General features: G+C 59.4%; 20 protein-coding genes. 14 read left to right on the forward strand and 6 right to left on the reverse strand.

Annotated elements, in window-relative coordinates; translation table 11 throughout:
• Positions 1-34: 34 nt before the first annotated feature.
• The 3 genes from VSQ83_RS14255 to VSQ83_RS14265 all read right to left on the reverse strand — a co-directional run bounded on the left by VSQ83_RS14255 (position 35) and on the right by VSQ83_RS14265 (position 2,795).
• On the reverse strand, positions 35-637 hold the full coding sequence (locus VSQ83_RS14255) for a hypothetical protein (RefSeq protein ID WP_219263175.1): 603 nt from the start codon (positions 635-637) through the stop codon (positions 35-37).
• Positions 638-745: 108 nt separating this feature from the next.
• Positions 746-970: a hypothetical protein gene (locus VSQ83_RS14260; protein ID WP_219263174.1), complete on the reverse strand. Its 225-nt coding sequence runs from the start codon at positions 968-970 to the stop codon at positions 746-748.
• Between the two features lie 487 nt (positions 971-1,457).
• The gene (locus VSQ83_RS14265; RefSeq protein WP_326427074.1) at positions 1,458-2,795 is read right to left on the reverse strand and encodes an aminotransferase-like domain-containing protein; all 1,338 of its coding nucleotides are present in this window, start codon (positions 2,793-2,795) and stop codon (positions 1,458-1,460) included.
• 85 nt (positions 2,796-2,880) lie between these two features.
• Here VSQ83_RS14265 and VSQ83_RS14270 point away from each other — a divergent pair, with 85 nt between their 5' ends.
• From VSQ83_RS14270 to VSQ83_RS14300, 7 genes are all read left to right on the forward strand, one after another.
• Positions 2,881-3,852, forward strand: coding sequence for a threonine dehydratase (locus VSQ83_RS14270; RefSeq protein WP_133077643.1), 972 nt, complete (start codon positions 2,881-2,883; stop codon positions 3,850-3,852).
• 23 nt (positions 3,853-3,875) lie between these two features.
• Positions 3,876-4,331 carry a GNAT family N-acetyltransferase gene (locus VSQ83_RS14275; protein ID WP_219263169.1) on the forward strand — a complete coding sequence of 152 codons (456 nt, stop codon included), beginning with the start codon at positions 3,876-3,878 and terminating at the stop codon, positions 4,329-4,331.
• A gap of 26 nt (positions 4,332-4,357) precedes the next feature.
• A complete protein-coding gene (locus VSQ83_RS14280; RefSeq protein ID WP_133077641.1) occupies positions 4,358-4,759 on the forward strand; it encodes a hypothetical protein in 402 nt (133 codons plus the stop codon).
• Positions 4,760-4,884: 125 nt separating this feature from the next.
• Positions 4,885-5,229 (forward strand): hypothetical protein, encoded by a 345-nt coding sequence (locus tag VSQ83_RS14285; protein WP_219263168.1) that lies wholly within the window; start codon positions 4,885-4,887, stop codon positions 5,227-5,229.
• Between the two features lie 61 nt (positions 5,230-5,290).
• Positions 5,291-5,845 (forward strand): UPF0149 family protein, encoded by a 555-nt coding sequence (locus VSQ83_RS14290; RefSeq protein ID WP_219263166.1) that lies wholly within the window; start codon positions 5,291-5,293, stop codon positions 5,843-5,845.
• A gap of 112 nt (positions 5,846-5,957) precedes the next feature.
• Entirely contained in the window at positions 5,958-6,638 is a 681-nt protein-coding gene (locus tag VSQ83_RS14295) for a GNAT family N-acetyltransferase (protein WP_133077638.1), read from the forward strand.
• Positions 6,639-6,687: 49 nt separating this feature from the next.
• Positions 6,688-7,539: a CAP domain-containing protein gene (locus VSQ83_RS14300; protein WP_219261261.1), complete on the forward strand. Its 852-nt coding sequence runs from the start codon at positions 6,688-6,690 to the stop codon at positions 7,537-7,539.
• Positions 7,540-7,639: 100 nt separating this feature from the next.
• On the opposite strand, the gene mqo is transcribed toward VSQ83_RS14300, so the two are convergent.
• Positions 7,640-9,286: a malate dehydrogenase (quinone) gene (gene mqo, locus VSQ83_RS14305; RefSeq protein ID WP_133077636.1), complete on the reverse strand. Its 1,647-nt coding sequence runs from the start codon at positions 9,284-9,286 to the stop codon at positions 7,640-7,642.
• A 421-nt stretch (positions 9,287-9,707) separates the two neighbouring features.
• Here mqo and VSQ83_RS14310 point away from each other — a divergent pair, with 421 nt between their 5' ends.
• Positions 9,708-10,079: a hypothetical protein gene (locus tag VSQ83_RS14310; RefSeq protein WP_133077635.1), complete on the forward strand. Its 372-nt coding sequence runs from the start codon at positions 9,708-9,710 to the stop codon at positions 10,077-10,079.
• A gap of 3 nt (positions 10,080-10,082) precedes the next feature.
• Positions 10,083-10,265 (forward strand): DUF1289 domain-containing protein, encoded by a 183-nt coding sequence (locus tag VSQ83_RS14315; RefSeq protein ID WP_048361010.1) that lies wholly within the window; start codon positions 10,083-10,085, stop codon positions 10,263-10,265.
• Between the two features lie 4 nt (positions 10,266-10,269).
• Here VSQ83_RS14315 and yghX read toward each other — a convergent pair whose 3' ends face one another.
• Positions 10,270-11,154, reverse strand: coding sequence for a YghX family hydrolase (yghX, locus tag VSQ83_RS14320; protein WP_219261260.1), 885 nt, complete (start codon positions 11,152-11,154; stop codon positions 10,270-10,272).
• A 160-nt stretch (positions 11,155-11,314) separates the two neighbouring features.
• Between yghX and VSQ83_RS14325 the strand changes: the two genes are divergently transcribed.
• Entirely contained in the window at positions 11,315-11,785 is a 471-nt protein-coding gene (locus tag VSQ83_RS14325; RefSeq protein ID WP_326427075.1) for an FAD/FMN-containing dehydrogenase, read from the forward strand.
• A 46-nt stretch (positions 11,786-11,831) separates the two neighbouring features.
• Here VSQ83_RS14325 and VSQ83_RS14330 read toward each other — a convergent pair whose 3' ends face one another.
• Positions 11,832-12,374 (reverse strand): helix-turn-helix domain-containing protein, encoded by a 543-nt coding sequence (locus tag VSQ83_RS14330; protein ID WP_219261258.1) that lies wholly within the window; start codon positions 12,372-12,374, stop codon positions 11,832-11,834.
• Positions 12,375-12,533: 159 nt separating this feature from the next.
• On the opposite strand from VSQ83_RS14330, the gene VSQ83_RS14335 reads away from it, so the two are divergent.
• The 4 genes from VSQ83_RS14335 (at position 12,534) to VSQ83_RS14350 (ending at position 16,802) form a co-directional block, all read left to right on the forward strand.
• Positions 12,534-13,316 (forward strand): aldolase, encoded by a 783-nt coding sequence (locus VSQ83_RS14335; protein ID WP_326427076.1) that lies wholly within the window; start codon positions 12,534-12,536, stop codon positions 13,314-13,316.
• A gap of 26 nt (positions 13,317-13,342) precedes the next feature.
• Complete coding sequence (locus VSQ83_RS14340; protein ID WP_326427077.1) at positions 13,343-14,230, forward strand: dihydrodipicolinate synthase family protein; 888 nt, start codon at positions 13,343-13,345, stop codon at positions 14,228-14,230.
• Positions 14,231-14,495: 265 nt separating this feature from the next.
• Positions 14,496-15,311, forward strand: coding sequence for a shikimate dehydrogenase (aroE, locus tag VSQ83_RS14345; protein ID WP_326427078.1), 816 nt, complete (start codon positions 14,496-14,498; stop codon positions 15,309-15,311).
• 60 nt (positions 15,312-15,371) lie between these two features.
• On the forward strand, positions 15,372-16,802 hold the full coding sequence (locus VSQ83_RS14350; protein ID WP_326427079.1) for an MFS transporter: 1,431 nt from the start codon (positions 15,372-15,374) through the stop codon (positions 16,800-16,802).
• The last annotated feature ends 26 nt before the right edge of the window (positions 16,803-16,828 follow it).

Here is a 16,828-nt window from a genome sequence, read left to right on the forward strand (position 1 = left end):
CGTCACTGTCGCCACCCTGCCCCCGGCTCAAATATTACAAGCCATCAGTAGGCTTGAGCGTGCGCTCGGCCACAGCGTCAGCGCTTTTTTCCTGCCAGACCGGCCAGTATTCAGCGCGTTTCTTCTCTACGCTGGCTTTGACCCGCTCGTACCAGGCCAAAGATTTTGGCGAGTTGGTCACCATGTCCGTGTCTTCAACCCAGCCTTTGAAGTTCTTGGACTTCAGGCTGTGGGAGGCTTCAGGATCATTGCTGATCGGCCACAGTGAAAAGCGTGCTTTCCACAAACCCATGCGCGGCGTTACCAGCGCGTAGTAGGTTTTGCCTGCCACAAGGTCGGCTTCCATGAAGTCGGCCGCTTCGGACACCACCATGTAGGTGTGCTTGCCAGGGGTGGCGGGATGGGCGATTTTCGTGCCGTTGGCCATGACACCAATGAATTGGGTCTTGCCATCGGTCACGTCATACAGCGAGGACACAATGGCTTTGCCGGTATAGGCATCGCGCATGAACACCACTTGTGCCATGCCTGGCGCAGGTGGCTGCACCGCCTGGTCAGCTACCGGGGCCATTGGATTGCTTGCGCAACCGGCCAACAGCAAGGTGCCCAGCAGGGTAAAGATATAAAACACGCGCATCTACAGCTCCTTTGAATTGCAACTTCCTGGCCCGGCACCTGCCGAGCCCGCGGCATTATCGACAGATCTTGCCCTGGCCTCAAACCAGATCATTGATCGCGACACCACTCAGAGGGTGTATTGCCTGAACAGTTCCTCCTTGATGATCAACAAGGCATCTTCGTAGTAGCGCTCGCCCCGAGCTTCGCTGAGCAACACCGAACGCACGCTGCCCTCGCCCTCACTGGGCATGTGCTCGCAAGTGAGGTAGAACTCGGCAGTGTCGGGTTTGAATTCCAGGTAATAGAACAACTCGCGACCTTCTCGGTGCCAGTAGCCAATTTCTCTGCGCATGGGGGTTCCTTGGACAATGCGGGCGTTAAAGGATACACAAGACCTTTGGGCGCAGCGGTCACAAGACAAGCTTCTTCGCTTTAGCCGGCAGACCTGAATGGGCCAAATCAAAAACTTCAGTTCAAGCTTGCGTCCACACTGGAAGAGCAGAGACGGCACAATCTCCGCGTTGTAGTCGCTGACGAGTAGAACGAGGCTGCGATCGAGATGGTGCGCCACTGCGACGTAGCGGGCGCAAAACCGGTACACGCGCTGACGCAGCCTCGCACGGCTCGTCAGCGACTACAGGTTCGCCACCAACTCCGCGTTGTAGTCGCTGACGAGTGGAACGAGGCTGCGATCGAGATGGTGCGCCACTGCGACGTAGCGGGCGCAAAACCGGAACACGCGGTTTGCCTGATTAACCGTGCAAGCTGATTTTACGACTGCTACGCAGCCGGACGCAGCCTCGTTCCACTCGTCAGCTGCTACGGATCGCGAGTACCACTTAGCAACTACCCGCAATCCGCTCCAGCGCCACTTTCAGAACCTGGACAGTGTCAGCCGCTGTCAGGCTGATGCGCACCGCATTGGTCGCGGTGGGTTTGACCGCAAATACATCCGCGGGCACCACATCGACCCCCGCTGCGCGGCACGCCTCGGCAAGCGGGCTCTGACCCTCGGCCACTGTCAGCCAGATATGGGGCGAAGGGGTCTGTGTCTGGTACATCCCGGGGCCCAGGATCTTTTTTGCCAGCCGCCAGCGTCGGGCAACTTCCCGGGTTTGCCACTGCACACGGGTTTGCGCAGTGCCGTCGCCAATCCATCGGCAAGCAATCGCCATGCACAGGGGCGATACTCCCCAGTGCGCCGACTGGGCATAGGGATCAATACGTGCCAGCAACTGCGGACTCGCCACGATCCACCCCACGCGCACGCCCGCCGCAACAGTCTTGGACAAACTGCTGACCAGCACCGTGAGTTCGGGCAAGAATCGGTACAACGGCGGGCTGTCAGTGAGTGCCCCGTACACGTCATCTTCAATCACCATGACACCGTGGCGCCGGGCGACGTGGGCAATGATCCGCTTACGCTCAATGCTCATCACGGCCGACGTGGGGTTTTGCAGGGTGGGCGTCAGTACGGCAATCCGCGCCCCCGTAGCGCGGATCATCCGGTCGAAGTCCTCCGCCACGATCCCTTCCTGGTCAAGCGCTACGCCATGCATGGGCAGGCGCAGTTGCGCGCAGGCGGCCTTGATCCCCGGAGCGGTAAACGCCTCGACCAGCACCGGCTCTCCAGCCTGGCACAGCGACAAGAGCACGGTGAACAGCCCTTGCTGGGCGCCGGTACACGGCATGATGTTTTCCACGGTCAACTCCATCCCGCGTCCCTTGAACCAGGCCGCGCCCTGAGCCCGCGTCAGCAGTAAGTCCGCCGCACTCAAGTAGCCTTGCAAGCGGATGGCCTGGCGACTGTCGAGCACCCATGACAACGCCTGCCCATCATGCTCACCCACGTGATCAATGGCGGGCACGTTGGTTCGCAGGTCGATGCGCTGCGCGTGCTCATCGGCGTGCTGCAGCCTGAACAGGGTCGCTTCCTGACTGCTCGCCAGCACGTAGGTGCCACGGCCCACCTCGCCCGAGACCAGATGCCGACGCGCCGCCTCGCGATAGGCCTGCATGGTCGTGCTGGGATTCCAGCCCAGTGCCCAGGCAAGTCGCCGCTGTGGCGGCAGGCGTGCGCCGGGTTGCAGTTCGCCACAGGCGATGGCCTGGGTGATGGCATCGACCAGCGCCAGGTAGCGCGGCTGGTCCGTGTCGCTGAGCGTCGGTATCCACATTTATTGTTGGCCATGCAATATAAGGATCGGCCCATACAATGCGTTGTGCCTAGAATCGAGTCAAACCCCTCGATGACGGTGTGCCATGTTTGACTTGAACGACCTTCGCCTTGCAGCACAAACCGTATACCAGACCCTGGCGCCAACACCGCAACTGGCCTGGCCCTTGTTGACTCAGCGCCTGGGTTGCACGGTGTGGGTCAAGCATGAAAACCACATGCCCACCGGCGCGTTCAAAGTGCGCGGGGGGTTGTTGTATGTGCAGGGCTTGCTGGCACGGGAACCGAACACCAGAGGCCTGGTCACGGCCACCCGCGGTAATCATGGGCAAAGCCTTACCCTGGCGGCCCGGCGCATGGGGCTGCCAATCCGTATCGTGGTGCCTGAAGGTAATTCCCTGGAAAAAAACGCGGCCATGCGGGCGCTGGGCGCAACCGTCATTGAATGCGGCAAGGACTTCGATGAAGCGCGGGCCGAAGCCGCCACACTGGCCGCAACCCATCAATGGCATCTGGTCCCCGCCTTCCATCACGACCTGATTCGCGGGGTCGCCACTTATGCGCTTGAGCTGCTTGAAGCCATCGAGGAACTGGACACGGTGTATGTACCCATCGGCATGGGTTCGGGGATTTGCGGGCTGATCCAGACCCGTGATCTGCTGGGCCTGGACACAGAAATCGTGGGGGTCGTGTCATCCCATGCCGATGCCTATGCGCAAAGCGTTGAGCAAGGCCGCGTGGTGTGCACAGACTCGGCCCACACCTTCGCCGACGGCCTGGCCTGTCGTCAGCCGCAGCCCGAGGCTTTGGCCATTATCGCCAAAGGTGCGGCACGGGTCATTCGGGTGTCCGACCAGCAGATCTCACACGCTATTCGGGTCTACCATGAAACCACCCACAACACCGCCGAAGGTGCGGGGGCTGCCGCGCTGGCCGGGTTGATCAGCGAGCAATCCAGCCAGCAAGGTCGTCGGGTTGCGCTTATTCTGAGCGGGGCCAATATTGATCGTCAGCTGTATGCGGGGATTCTGGCCGAAGGCCCTGATCCCTCAGCCTGACCCTGGAAAAACAAGGAGCCTGTATGCAGTGTCAGATTCGTCGTGCCATGCCGGTCGATGCACACGCCATCAGCAAGGTGGTGATTGGCGCCCTGCAAGAATCCAACGCCCGGGACTATCCGCCCGAAGTGATCGCCCAGGTAGAGCAGAATTTCTGCCCGGACTCGATCCTGGCGTTGATGAAACAACGCCAGATGTATGTGGCCGTGGTTGAGCAGCACGTGGTCGGCACTGCCAGCCTGGACCGGGCGGTGGTGCGCAGCGTTTTCGTGAGCCCGCGCCATCAGGGGCGCGGTATCGGCCAGCAATTGATGGCACGGCTCATGGACGCCGCCCTTGTCGCCCAGGTCGACGAGCTGAGGGTGCCCTCCTCGCTGACCGCCGAATCGTTCTACGCACAGTTGGGTTTTCACAAAGTGCGCGACGAATTTAACGGCCCTGAACACACGGTGATCATGGCGCTGCGTCTGGACGCTTGAATCGTAGCGCAGCTATGCTGAACCCCATGACTCCTACAGCAGCGACCCGCTCACCCTGCCCACCCGGCGCCTGCATCTGCGAGCGGGAACAGCTGTTGGCAACCCCCGACAGCGACCTGCGCATCTTCAACCTGACCCGCCAGGCCGAGAAAGTTCTGCTGGAGCGGCTGGAGAATATCCAGAGCCTCAGTGACCTGGAGCACATGCAGCGCCGCCTGCGCGAGCAACTGGGGATTGAAGTGCAGATCGACCCGGGGTTTACCGAGGTTCGCACCATGCGCGGCATTGCTATCCGCCTTGCAGAACAACCGGGCTTGTGCCGAAAAACCCGGCAGGCAATCCCGGCTGCCATCCGCCGTGCCCTGGAAAAACGACCGGAAATTGCCTACAAACTACTGGATGGTCACGACTTGCTGCGTGACACCTGAATCGGTTCAGATAAGGACTTTTAGCTATTAAAAGGCCATAATATTCAGCCTATGAACAAATTTGCTTGCCATAACCCGAATCGCTGTCCTATAAGCGCGTCTTTTATATTACAAGAGTCTTATCAATGAGTGCCGGATTCACCGAGGACGACATGCGCAGAGCGCTCGGCCTTGATCTACCTGCTGCCCCTGTTCAACCTGAAGTTGAACCTGTCCCTGCAAAACCCATCCCCACTGCGAAGAAAGCCCCGGCACCTGCAAAGGCTCAGTCACCTGCGCCGAAAAAGCGCAGTGGCCCGATTCTTCGCGTCACCATGCGCGTGACCAAGGTGTTTGACGGTGATGAAACAAAGTTTGTGCACGACTCCAAGGATTTGAGCCGGTTCAACGCAGAGCAAGAGGCCAAAAAAGCCCTGGCCAAAGCTGGCTTCAAATACTTCGAGCTTGAGTCTATCGTTTCAGTGGACTGACTTCGCACTGGCGGTCAGTCATTGACCGCCCGCTTTAGCGCCCCATCCAAGGAGCCCGTACATGCAATCGCAACCCCTGAACGCCAGCGACTTTGAAGTGATCGAAAACACGCTGCTCAAATACGGCGACGATCACTCAGTGCTCAACCCTTCAGAACTGGACGGCTACTTCACGGCTCTGGTTTCAAGTCCGACTCGGGTGGATATCGCCGAATGGTTCCCGGCAATCTGGGGCGGCCAGAACCCGGCCTGGCAAACCCCTGAAGAAGCCAAGCAGTTCATCGAGCTGAGCGTTCGCCACATCAACACCCTGGCACGGCAACTGGCTGAAGACAGTGCTGCATTTGCACCGCGTTTCGAGCAGACCGAGCACCTGGGGCAAGACGTGACGCTGGCTGAAGAATGGTGCTTCGGTTACACCCGTGCCGTTGCCATCTGCAACTGGCCAGCATTGCCCCTGCCACAGGCCAGCCTGCTGCAAGCCATTGCCGAGTGCGCCGAGCAGGACAACTTTGAACTGCCTGAAGACCTGGACGTGGCGGCTCATCAGCACAGTGTTGCCGCCATTGCACCGGCGGCGCGTGCACTGCATGACTTCTGGTTGAGCCAGCGCTGAATTCTACCTACTGCCCATGTAGTCGCTGACGAGGAACGAAGGCTGCGAGCTTTTGATCTTTAAAAGCTCGCAGCCTTCGTTCCTCGTCAGCGACTACAGAGACTTGACGCCCATGACCACCCTCACCCATTTCGATACTCCGGTCAGCGAGCCGATCAACAGCCAGATTCTGCAGATCGTCGTCGACCACCTCACCGACATCAGCGCCATGGAGATCGCGCCCAGCAATCTTCTGTACAGCATTTACCAATATGCCATTGGCTTTGAAGTACACCTTTACCTGCAAGCACTCGACGGATCCAGGGGCATTGCGGTTGAGCTGATTGTGGCGACTGACGCTCAAGACCCGGAAAAAGTGACCGGCTTCGCCCTGTATCTGCCCGTCAAGGATGATCCGCAAGCCTGCGGCATCGCCTACATGGCCGAATTGGCCAGCCATCGTCACCTGGGCGTCACCCGGGCACTGGTCGGGGAAGTTGTGCGGCGCCATCCCCATACCGAGCTGACTTGCAGCGTGGCCAAGGTGGGGGAATTTGCAGCGATGGGCCTGCAAGTCATCGGCACCCGTGGCCCACAAGTGTTGATGAATACCCTCGATCACAGCACCGACGGCCTGATGGGCGTGCTCGATGTCGCAGCGATCTACAGCTCCACCGAAGTTCGCCAGATTCACACCTACCTGCTGCAACGCAACGGCAAGAAGGCAATGCTGGACGCCGAGAAAAAACGCGATCGCCAGATTGATCAACTGACCGCCAGGGCAAAAGCCTTTGTGGCCCAGGCAAAAGACTAAGCCGCTGAAATAACGCATCATGGGCGCATTACGTTGAGAGGGAACCTGTATGCGTACTCACTTTACCCTGGCCCGTGCTGGTGCCTTGACCCTGGGGCTGGCGTTCAGCGTTTCGGCCCTCGCCAGCGAAGAGTCACAGCTGATCGACTCGATCAACGCGTATCGCAGCCAGATCCAGCGGTGTGCGGGGCAAGCCTCGCAAGAGCTGCCGCCGCTGTCCGCTGACACCCGGCTGGTATTGCCCGCCAGCAGCTTTGGTGACTTGCAGGAAGCGCTCGGGCGGGCGGCATACCCGATGGTCAACGTACAGGCGATCAATCTCTCCGGCCCCCGTGATGCGCAGGCCGCCATGAAAGCCGTGCAGGAAAGCTTCTGCCGCGTGGTACTGGACCCCCAGTTTGTCGATATTGGCGTCAGCCATGACCAGCGTGAATGGCGCATCGTACTGGCCCGCCCCCTGCTCACAGCACGCCTGGGCGACTGGCAGGCCGAAGGGCAGAAAGTCCTGGAGATGCTCAACAGCGCCCGCAACCAACCCCGTCAGTGCGGCACGCAGGCCTTTGGCCCCGCCGCGCCACTGACCTGGAACGCCACCCTGGCAACCGCAGCCCAGACCCACTCGCGGGATATGGCCAACAACAATTATTTCGACCACAAGGGTCGCGACGGTTCAACCCCGGGCGATCGCGCAGAACTGGCGGGCTATATCGCCCAGCAGATCGGCGAAAATATCGCGGCCGGACAAGACACCACGCGCAAGCTGGTCGACGGCTGGCTGGCCAGTCCTGGCCATTGCGCCAATGTGATGAACCCGGAGTTTCGCGAGTTGGGCGCAGCCTATGCAGTAGACCCGAAAAGTGACGCAGGGATTTACTGGACGGCCCTGTTCGGTACTCAGTAAGAGCACGACACGCAGTAAGAGGCTGTGGGGAGGATGTTCGAGGGGGGGTGTAGCGAGGTAAAGCAGCCCCACCCGAACAGTGTCGGGTGGGGCCGTTTTTTTACAGCGCCATGTCAGCCGCTGGGTTGCTTGGCGCAGGCTTGGCCGGCGCGGCAGCAGGTGTTGCCGTGTGAGTTGCAGCCGGGATCGCCGGCGGCGGAGTCAATTGCAGGACTTCAGCCGTGTAGGCCCACTCTTGAGCAACGCGATCAGGATCACCGTTCAGCTTGGTGCCATAGCTCGGCACGATCTGGTGCAGCTTGGCTTGCCACTCTGGTGTCGCAACCTTGTCCTTGAACACGGTTTCGAGCACGGTCAGCATGATTGGCGCCGCGGTGGATGCACCAGGCGATGCGCCCAGCAGACCTGCGATGCTGCCATCTTTGGCGCTGACAATCTCGGTACCGAGTTTCAGCACGCCGCCTTTCTCTTCGTCACGCTTGATGATCTGAACACGCTGACCGGCCTGCCACAGGCGCCAGTCTTCAGATTTGGCGTTCGGGAAGTACTCTTTCAGCGCATTGAAGCGATCTTCGTCAGACAACATCAGTTGGCCGGCCAGGTACTCAACCAGTGGGTACTGTTCGATGCCGACTTTGGTCATTGGCCAGATGTTGTGGGTCGTGGTGCTGGTCAGCAGGTCGAAGTACGAGCCTTCCTTCAGGAACTTGGTGGAGAAAGTCGCGAACGGGCCAAACAGGATTACGCGCTTGCCATCCAGTACGCGGGTGTCCAGGTGCGGAACCGACATCGGTGGTGCGCCAACCGAAGCTTTACCGTAGGCCTTGGCCAGGTGCTGCTGCGCAACGGTAGGGTTTTCGGTGACCAGGAACGAGCCGCCAACCGGGAAGCCTGCGTATTCCTTGGCTTCAGGAATGCCGGACTTCTGCAGCAGGTGCAGTGCACCGCCGCCTGCGCCGATGAATACGAACTTGGCATCAGTCTCGGTTTTAGTGCCGTCTTTCAGGTTTTTGTACACCACACGCCATGAACCATCTTCATTGCGCTTGATGTCTTCAACTTCGCTCGACAGTTTGAGCGAGAAGTTAGGCTTGGTTTGCAGGTAAGCCGTGAACTGGCGCGTGATTTCGCCGAAGTTTACGTCAGTACCGATAGGGGACCAGGTGGCCGCGACTTTTTGAGCCGGGTCACGCCCTTCCATCATCAGCGGAACCCACTTCTTGATCTGCACCGGGTCTTCGGAGTATTCCATGCCCGCGAACAGAGGGCTGGCCTGCAGGGCTTCGTAGCGCTTCTTCAGGAACTTGATGTTGTCATCGCCCCACACAAAGCTCATGTGCGGAGTGGAGTTGATGAACGAACGCGGGTCTTTCAATACGCCGTTCTTGACCTGCCACGACCAGAACTGACGCGAAACCTGGAAAGCTTCATTGATTTCAATGGCTTTCGGGATTTCAACGTTGCCGTTCTTGTCTTCTGGCGTGTAGTTCAGCTCGGCCAGGGCAGAGTGGCCGGTACCGGCGTTGTTCCAGCCATTGGAGCTTTCGAGGGCAACGCCATCGAGACGCTCGATCATCTCCATGGACATGCCAGGCTCCAGCTCATTGAGCCAGACACCCAGAGTAGCGCTCATGATGCCGCCGCCAATCAGCAGTACATCCACGTGTTTAGGCTCGGCAGCGTGCACGGAGGTAATCCCCATGGTCAGCGCCAGGCCCAGTAGCCCCTTGTTCACTTTTTTAAACATGTTGTAGTACCTAAGATAAAACGCCATCTACCCGACACGCAGCGCATGAAATTCTTCGACTCACCACAGGCTTGTCGCCTGCAATCGAGCCGACCCTCAAACCTTGAACGGGCAGATATATAAGGCCTGTGCACGTTACAGACCTCACTTTATGCACCTTGGGCGCTGATCTCTTGTTGGTTTTGGCTTCAGCTACTTGGGTAACATTTTTTGTGCAGCACTTGCGGCTCCTTGATGTCCGGCCTGCTCGCAGCTCCTTCCGGGGAACTGGTGTGGACACGACGATCCACTGCGGCCAGCCGACTAACCGCGTCATTCTACCTCAGGTGGCACTTTGGGCGAAGTGGCAGTCGTTGCAGTGGCCAAGCGCCCGTGTCAGGTATAATCGCGCTTTTGCTCCGCCCATCAACAGGATTCACCCATGTCTTTAAGCAAGCGCACCCAGGCACAGATCGAACGTCGCCTGATCACCACCCTGACCGAGGCCTGTGAAACAGCCAAAACACAGATCCCGGGGTTTGTCTGGCTGACTCACGTGGTCGACTACGAGGCCTTCCCGGCCAGCCTGAAAGTGGTCTGGGTATTCGACACGCAAGCCAGCAAAGACTTCGCCCTGGCAGATGGCGAGGCCAGCTTCATGGGTGAACTGACGGCCCGGGCATTGGCGGATGCCCAGGTGAAGGTACGCAATGGATCGGCCCACGTGTTTTTCGATTCCGAAGAAGAATGCCAGCGCAGCTGTGGTGGAAACTGGCCAAAACGTCTGGCCCAGAAGCAAACGGGGCGTGGCTGATCTGTGGCAAAAGACATTGAAAACCCGTGCATTGCAGTTTGCCAGTTGAGTGGCGAGCTCTGCGTGAGTTGCGGCCGTACCAAGGAAGACATCCGCAAGTGGCGGAGCATGAAGCGCCCGGAAAAAATGGCCGCCGTGCAACGCGCCAGCACGCGGCTCAAGAGTTTGCGCAAAAAGAACAGCTGAGCCCTTACGCCAGGTACTTGCCAAACCAGTCCAGCGTCCTGTTCCAGGCCAGCGTCGCCGCGGCTTCGTCGTAGCGCGGCGTCGAGTCGTTATGAAAGCCGTGATTGACCCCCGGGTAGATATGCGCCTCATAGCGTTTGCCGTTGGCCTTCAGCGCCTGTTCGAAGGCCGGCCAGCCTTCGTTGATTCGCGTATCCAGCCCGGCGTACTGCAGCATGAGCGGTGCCTGGATACGGCTGACCTCATCGGCTGCGGGCTGGCGTCCGTAAAACGACACCGCCGCCCCCAGTTCCGGGTAGGCCACTGCAGCCGCATTGGCCACCCCGCCGCCATAGCAAAACCCGGTAATCCCCACTTTGCCGGTACTGGCGTCGTGCTGCATCAGCCATTCCACCGCGGCAAAAAAGTCGTTCATCAACTTGGTCGGGTCGACCGTTTGTTGCAGCGCCAGGCCTTGCGCGTCGTTGCCGGGATAGCCGCCCACTGACGTCAGGCCATCGGGCGCGAGGGCGATGTAGCCCGCTTTGCCCAAGCGCCTGGCCACATCTTCGATATACGGATTGAGCCCGCGATTCTCATGAACCACCACCACGGCGGGCAACTTGCCCTGCGCCTTGGCGGGGCGCACGAGATAGCCGCGAACCTGGCCGTTGCCCTTGGGCGAGGGGTACATGACGTACTCGGCCACGATATCCGGGTCGGTAAAAGAAACCTGTTCGGCGAGCGCGTAGTTGGGGCTCAGGGCTGTGAGCACGGAAAGCGCCGTCCCCCCCAGGGTGAACAGCGCGGCACGATCCAGAAACTCGCGACGGTTGATCTTGCCATGGGCGTAGTAGTCATAAAGCTCAAGCAACTCAGGGGCAAAGTCTTTCGCGGTAAGACGAGTCATCAGTGCACTTCCTATGGCCGGTTGTGTTTAACCATAGAGCAATTTGTAGCTAAATGCGTCTCAGAACTTTTACCTGATCCTGTGGGATACCATACGCGCCATGCCCGATGCATGTCGGGCCCCAACGCTTCGACTACACAACCTGAAGGGGTATCAAACGGTGAGAATTGCACTTGTGCTGCTGTTGAGCGCGCTGTCCATGCAGGCCTTCGCGGCGAATATCGGCGAGCGGCTGACGCCCTGGACCCTGCAGGACCAACACGACCAGCCCTATACCCTGGACACGAAAACCCGGGTTCTACTGGTGGCGCGCAACATGGACGGTTCCAAACTGCTCAAGGCGGCCCTTGAAAACCAGGCTAAAGGCTATCTGGAAGCACGCCATGTAGTGTTCCTGGCCGATGTTCAGCGCATGCCATCGCTGATCGGCAAGTTCATCGCCATTCCGGCCATGCGTGACTACAACTACCGCGTGGTCCTCGACCGCGACGGCACCATTGCCGCCAACTACCCGGGCGCCGAAGACAAGGTGCTGTGGCTGCAACTGGACAACGGCACCCTGGTTTCCCAGCAGGAATTTGCTACCGCTGACGAGTTGCGCGGGGCGCTGGAAAAACTGCCGGTTCAATGATTGTCCGGGGCTCCGCCATCACGGCTTCGGGCCCCTCCCTCCTGCCTCACTCTTGAGCGCTGTGCACCACCACCAGCAGTTGTGCCTGTTGCTCGCCCACCGAACGGATGCGGTGAGGTTTCTGCGCGTTGAAATGCAATGCATCCCCGCGATTGAGCAACACACGCTCGTTCATGAAGTCCACTTCGACCTGCCCTTCGTGAACAAACAAAAACTCCTCGCCCACGTGCTCCTTGAAGGCCTTGTCGATGAAGTCGGCCGGCGGGTAGATCATGAACGGCAGCATGCTGCGCTCACCCACCTGATGGGCCAGCACGGCATAACCCAGGCTCTGGTCATTGGCCGCCAACGATTGACGTTCATCGCTGCGCACCAGGCTGTAGCTGTCGAGCTGGACGCTTTCTTCGCTGAATAACTCTTCGACCTTCACATTCAGCGCTTTGGCCAGCTTCAGGGCCGCCGCAATCGACGGCGTATTAAGCCCGCGCTCGATTTTCGACAGATAGCTCTTGGTCATGCCGGATTTTTCAGCCAAGACCTCCAGGCTCATCCCCAGTTTTTTTCTTAGCAATTTCAATCGGATAGACATAAAAAACGGCCAGCTCACAAAAAAGGAAACGACTCATGCTTGCCAATGACACAATGTGTCATATAGGATCTTTCGTGTCATTTGCATTCACCCATACCCTCCCCGGAGATGAGTGAACGGCGCACTAGACGCTTATTGAACGCATCAGAGGACACCTTAATGGGTAAGACGCTAACACTCCCCAAGGACCAATTGGTCAAGCAAGCACTGCAGCAGATGCAACACACCCTGGCGGATAATACGTGGACTGACCGGCAAAAGCTGGCACTTACCTGCCGTATCTTGTTTGAAAACGGCCATGACTCAGGCCTGGCCGGGCAAATTACGGCTCGCGGCCCGCAACCCGGTACCTACTACACCCAACAGTTGGGGCTCGGGTTCGACGAAATCAGCGCGGGCAATCTACTGTTGGTCAACGAGGACCTGGAGGTGCTTGAAGGGCACGGCATGCCCAACCCGGCCAACCGTTTCCACAGCTGGGTGTACCGGGCCCGCCCGGACGTAAACTGCATCATTCACACCCACCCTACCCATGTCAGCGCATTGTCGATGCTGGAAGTTGCGCTGCAGATTTCCCACATGGACCTGTGCCCGCTGTATGACGACTGCGAGTTTCTTGAAGGCTGGCCGGGTGTGCCGGTGGGCAATGAAGAAGGCGAACTGATTGCCGCTGCACTGGGCAACAAACGGGCGGTGCTGCTTTCCCACCACGGTCAGTTGTCGACCGGCGCCAGCATTGAAGAAGCCTGCGTGATTGCGCAGTTGATCGAGCGTGCCGCCAAGCTGCAATTGCTGGCCATGGCCGCCGGTGAAATCAAGCCGATCCAGCCTGAGCTGGGCCGCGAAGCCCATGACTGGATTGCCAGGCCCAAACGCCACACCGCCGCCTTCAACTATTACGTGCGCCAGAACCTTCGTCGTCATGCCGATTGCCTGAACTGACCACCACTTCCCTCAAGGACATTGACATGTCGACACCTGATATCCACGGCATCATCGGCTATACCATCACCCCTTTTTCCGCTGACGGCGAACACCTGGACCTGGATGCCCTGGGGCAATCCATAAACCGCCTGATCGACAGCGGCGTACAGGCCATCGCGCCTCTGGGCAGCACCGGCGAGGGCGCCTACTTGAGTGACCTTGAATGGGACCAGGTGTGCGACTTCAGCATCCAGCACGTGGCCAAGCGGATCCCGACCGTGGTCAGCGTTTCCGATTTGACCACCGCCAAGGCCATACGCCGCGCGCGTTTTGCCCAGGCCCGGGGTGCCGATGTGGTCATGGTGCTGCCTGCGTCCTACTGGAAGCTCAGCGAAGCCGAAATCCTGGCCCACTACCAGGCCATCGGCAGCAGCATCGAATTGCCGATCATGCTCTATAACAACCCGGCCACCAGCGGCACGGACATGTCGCCCGAGCTGATCCTGCGGATCTTCAACGCCGTGGAGAACGTCACCATGGTCAAGGAAAGCACGGGAGACATCCAGCGCATGCACCGCCTGCAACTGTTGGGCGAGGGCCAGGTACCGCTTTACAACGGCTGCAATCCTCTGGCACTGGAAGCCTTTGCCGCAGGCGCAAAGGGCTGGTGTACCGCTGCCCCCAACTTGATTGCAACACTCAATCTTGAGCTGTACGCGGCCGTTCTGGCCAATGACCTGATACAGGCGCGGGCGTTGTTTTACCGCCAGTTACCCCTGCTGGATTTCATCCTCAAGGGTGGCTTGCCGGCAACCATCAAGGCCGGTTTGCGCACCACCGGGCTGGACGTCGGCAACCCGCGCTTGCCGGTATCGCCACTGGACGATGGCGCCTGCAAACAGCTTGAACGTCTGATCGCCGCCTTGAGCTGATGAGTCCGGTATTTTTCTGGGTTTATGTGGTGTCCGTTCGCAGCCTCGCTCCGCTCCTCAGCGACTACACCATCCTTGCGACGACGAAAACTCTTCCAGCACTTGCAGGGTTAATGGCACACAACATCCAACACCAGCGGCACCGCTCTTTTGGTGATCACGATCCGTGATCACGGCATCACCATATACGATTGGCACTCAAGGCCGGGAGGGGTTGAAAGTGGCGGCATTGCCCCACTCATAAATCCAATTCAAGGAGGCACCCATGCCCCAATCCCTGCCAACCCTGTGCGGTTCGATCATGGGGTCGCCGTTTTCCCTCTCCGCAAAAATCCACAACGCTGCCTACGCCGCGCTGGGCCTGGACTACACCTTTGTCTGCTTTGGCGTTGAAGATCCGGTGGCCGCCGTAGCGGCCATCCGGGCATTGGGCATACGCGGCATGAACGTGTCCATGCCTTACAAAACGGCTGTCATGGCACATCTGGATGTGATCGACGAGTCCGCCCAGGTGATTGGTGCGGTCAACACCATCAATAACATCGACGGTGTTCTCACCGGCTACAACAGCGACTACCTGGGCGCTGTGCGCGCCCTGCAGGAAGTCTGCGAACTGAACAACAAGCGGATTGCCGTGATCGGTGCCGGTGGCGCTGCCCGGGCGGTGGTTTACGGCTGCCTGCAAGCTGCCGCGCAGGTCACGGTGTTTAACCGCAGCAGCGAGCGCGGCAAGGCACTGGCCGAGGATTTGGGTGCGCAATGGGGCGGCTGCGTCGATGCCTTTTCAGCCCGTGACTTCGACATCGTCATCAACGCAACGTCGGTGGGTTTCAAGCAACCGGACAGCAACCCGCTGGACGGCCTGCTGGCCAGCCACCTGATTGTCATGGACGTGGCGTTCATGCCCGTGCAGACCGCCCTGCTGCTGCAAGCCGCCGCGCTGGGCTGCACCACGATTTGCGGCACGCGCATGCTCGTGCACCAGGCTTGCCGGCAAATCGAGTTGTACACCGAACACGACGCTCCCATCGACATCATGGAGCAGGCCATGCTCCAGGAAATACAGAGACTGAAATTGTAAGCAACCCTGCTGCCTATCGATAACAAGATGCCGTAAAGGCACCTACCAGAAGGTACCAACATGACTCATGATCATTCTCCATCTGACATTGACCTGGTCCCCGAACCGCAAGCACACAAGAAAGACTTGCACCGCGCTGCCTGGGCCTGCTCCCTGGGCAGTGCTCTTGAATACTACGACTTTGCTCTCTACACCCTGGCCGCAGCACTGATTTTCGGGCCGCTGTTCTTTCCTGAACAGACCCGCACCATGAGCCTGATAGCCAGCTTCGGCACTTACTTCCTGGGGTTTGCAATACGGCCTCTGGGCGGTGTTCTGTTCGGCATGATCGGAGACCGCGTAGGGCGCAAGTTCGTGCTTACGTCCACGGTGCTGCTGATGGGTGTTTCCAGCACCCTGATCGGCGCCCTGCCCACTTTTGAACAAGTGGGCTACCTGGCACCGGTACTGCTGGTGGTTCTGCGTCTGCTTCAAGGCCTGGGCGCGGGTGCCGAACAGGCAGGCGCAGCCGTCATGATGACCGAGTACGCCCCCGAAGGCAGACGCGGCTTCTATGCCGCCCTGCCGTTCCTGGGCATCCAGCTGGGCACCATTCTCGCGGCCCTGGTGTACTTCATGGTGATCAGCAGCAGTGACAACGTGCTGGAGAGCGGACTGTGGCGCATACCGTTTTTCAGCAGCCTGGTGATTGTTGCCCTGGGCCTGTATATGCGCTTGTCGCTCAAGGAGTCGCCGACATTTATCCGCCTCAAGGCACTCAAGCGCGTCTGTGAGAACCCGCTTAAAAGTGCAATGAAACACTCCAGGCCCACCTTGCTGCTCGGCATTGGCCTGCGCCTGGGAGAGAACGGTGGATCTTCGATTTATCAGGCCCTGGCGGTGAGCTACATCGTTGGCGTGGTGGGTCTGCAAGGCCCGGTGGGCGTGCTGACATTGATCTGCGCCGCCAGCCTTGGCGCGCTGACGGTGCCGATTGCCGGCAAGCTCAGCGATCGCTTTGGTCGTGTGGTGGTCTACCGGGCCTTTGCCATGCTGCAACTGGTACTGGCCTTTCCGGTGTGGTGGGTGCTGAGTCAGGGCAACGTGGTGGCGAGCATCATTGCCATCTCTATCGCTCTGGGAATCGGTACATGGGGGATGTTCGGCACTCAGGCTGCGCTCATGCCCGAATTGTTTGGCTCGCGTCACCGCTATATGGGCGTATCGATCGCCAGGGAAGCTTCGGCCGTGATCGCCGGAGGCATCGCGCCACTGATTGGCGCAGGCCTGATAGCCCTGGTCGTGGCAAGCCACGATGGCGATGCCAGTGCCGGTATCGGCGCCTGGCTGCCGATTGCCTGCTACTTGTCGCTACTGACACTGATTACCCTTTACACCACTTTCAAGACCCCGGAAACCCTCAACCGCGATCTGGACGAGCCCCGTGATGCCTGGGAAATGATGCCCGCCCATAGCGTCACGAACGTGACACCGCAGCCCGTCGTGCTGTGATGTTCATCGACTGCGGGGGCGAGCCT

It is taken from the genome of Pseudomonas sp. DSV-1 (genome assembly GCF_035830915.1).
Lineage (GTDB): Bacteria > Pseudomonadota > Gammaproteobacteria > Pseudomonadales > Pseudomonadaceae > Aquipseudomonas.

Excerpts from the sequence above, each read along its gene's own strand:
- VSQ83_RS14255 (WP_219263175.1), bottom strand. The coding sequence starts at position 637 with ATGCGCGTGTTTTATATCTTTACCCTGCTGGGCACCTTGCTGTTGGCC.
- VSQ83_RS14260 (WP_219263174.1), bottom strand. The coding sequence starts at position 970 with ATGCGCAGAGAAATTGGCTACTGGCACCGAGAAGGTCGCGAGTTGTTC.
- VSQ83_RS14265 (WP_326427074.1), bottom strand. The coding sequence starts at position 2,795 with ATGTGGATACCGACGCTCAGCGACACGGACCAGCCGCGCTACCTGGCG.
- VSQ83_RS14270 (WP_133077643.1), top strand. The coding sequence starts at position 2,881 with ATGTTTGACTTGAACGACCTTCGCCTTGCAGCACAAACCGTATACCAG.
- VSQ83_RS14275 (WP_219263169.1), top strand. The coding sequence starts at position 3,876 with ATGCAGTGTCAGATTCGTCGTGCCATGCCGGTCGATGCACACGCCATC.
- VSQ83_RS14280 (WP_133077641.1), top strand. The coding sequence starts at position 4,358 with ATGACTCCTACAGCAGCGACCCGCTCACCCTGCCCACCCGGCGCCTGC.
- VSQ83_RS14285 (WP_219263168.1), top strand. The coding sequence starts at position 4,885 with ATGAGTGCCGGATTCACCGAGGACGACATGCGCAGAGCGCTCGGCCTT.
- VSQ83_RS14290 (WP_219263166.1), top strand. The coding sequence starts at position 5,291 with ATGCAATCGCAACCCCTGAACGCCAGCGACTTTGAAGTGATCGAAAAC.
- VSQ83_RS14295 (WP_133077638.1), top strand. The coding sequence starts at position 5,958 with ATGACCACCCTCACCCATTTCGATACTCCGGTCAGCGAGCCGATCAAC.
- VSQ83_RS14300 (WP_219261261.1), top strand. The coding sequence starts at position 6,688 with ATGCGTACTCACTTTACCCTGGCCCGTGCTGGTGCCTTGACCCTGGGG.
- mqo (WP_133077636.1), bottom strand. The coding sequence starts at position 9,286 with ATGTTTAAAAAAGTGAACAAGGGGCTACTGGGCCTGGCGCTGACCATG.
- VSQ83_RS14310 (WP_133077635.1), top strand. The coding sequence starts at position 9,708 with ATGTCTTTAAGCAAGCGCACCCAGGCACAGATCGAACGTCGCCTGATC.
- yghX (WP_219261260.1), bottom strand. The coding sequence starts at position 11,154 with ATGACTCGTCTTACCGCGAAAGACTTTGCCCCTGAGTTGCTTGAGCTT.
- VSQ83_RS14330 (WP_219261258.1), bottom strand. The coding sequence starts at position 12,374 with ATGTCTATCCGATTGAAATTGCTAAGAAAAAAACTGGGGATGAGCCTG.
- VSQ83_RS14335 (WP_326427076.1), top strand. The coding sequence starts at position 12,534 with ATGGGTAAGACGCTAACACTCCCCAAGGACCAATTGGTCAAGCAAGCA.
- VSQ83_RS14340 (WP_326427077.1), top strand. The coding sequence starts at position 13,343 with ATGTCGACACCTGATATCCACGGCATCATCGGCTATACCATCACCCCT.
- aroE (WP_326427078.1), top strand. The coding sequence starts at position 14,496 with ATGCCCCAATCCCTGCCAACCCTGTGCGGTTCGATCATGGGGTCGCCG.
- VSQ83_RS14350 (WP_326427079.1), top strand. The coding sequence starts at position 15,372 with ATGACTCATGATCATTCTCCATCTGACATTGACCTGGTCCCCGAACCG.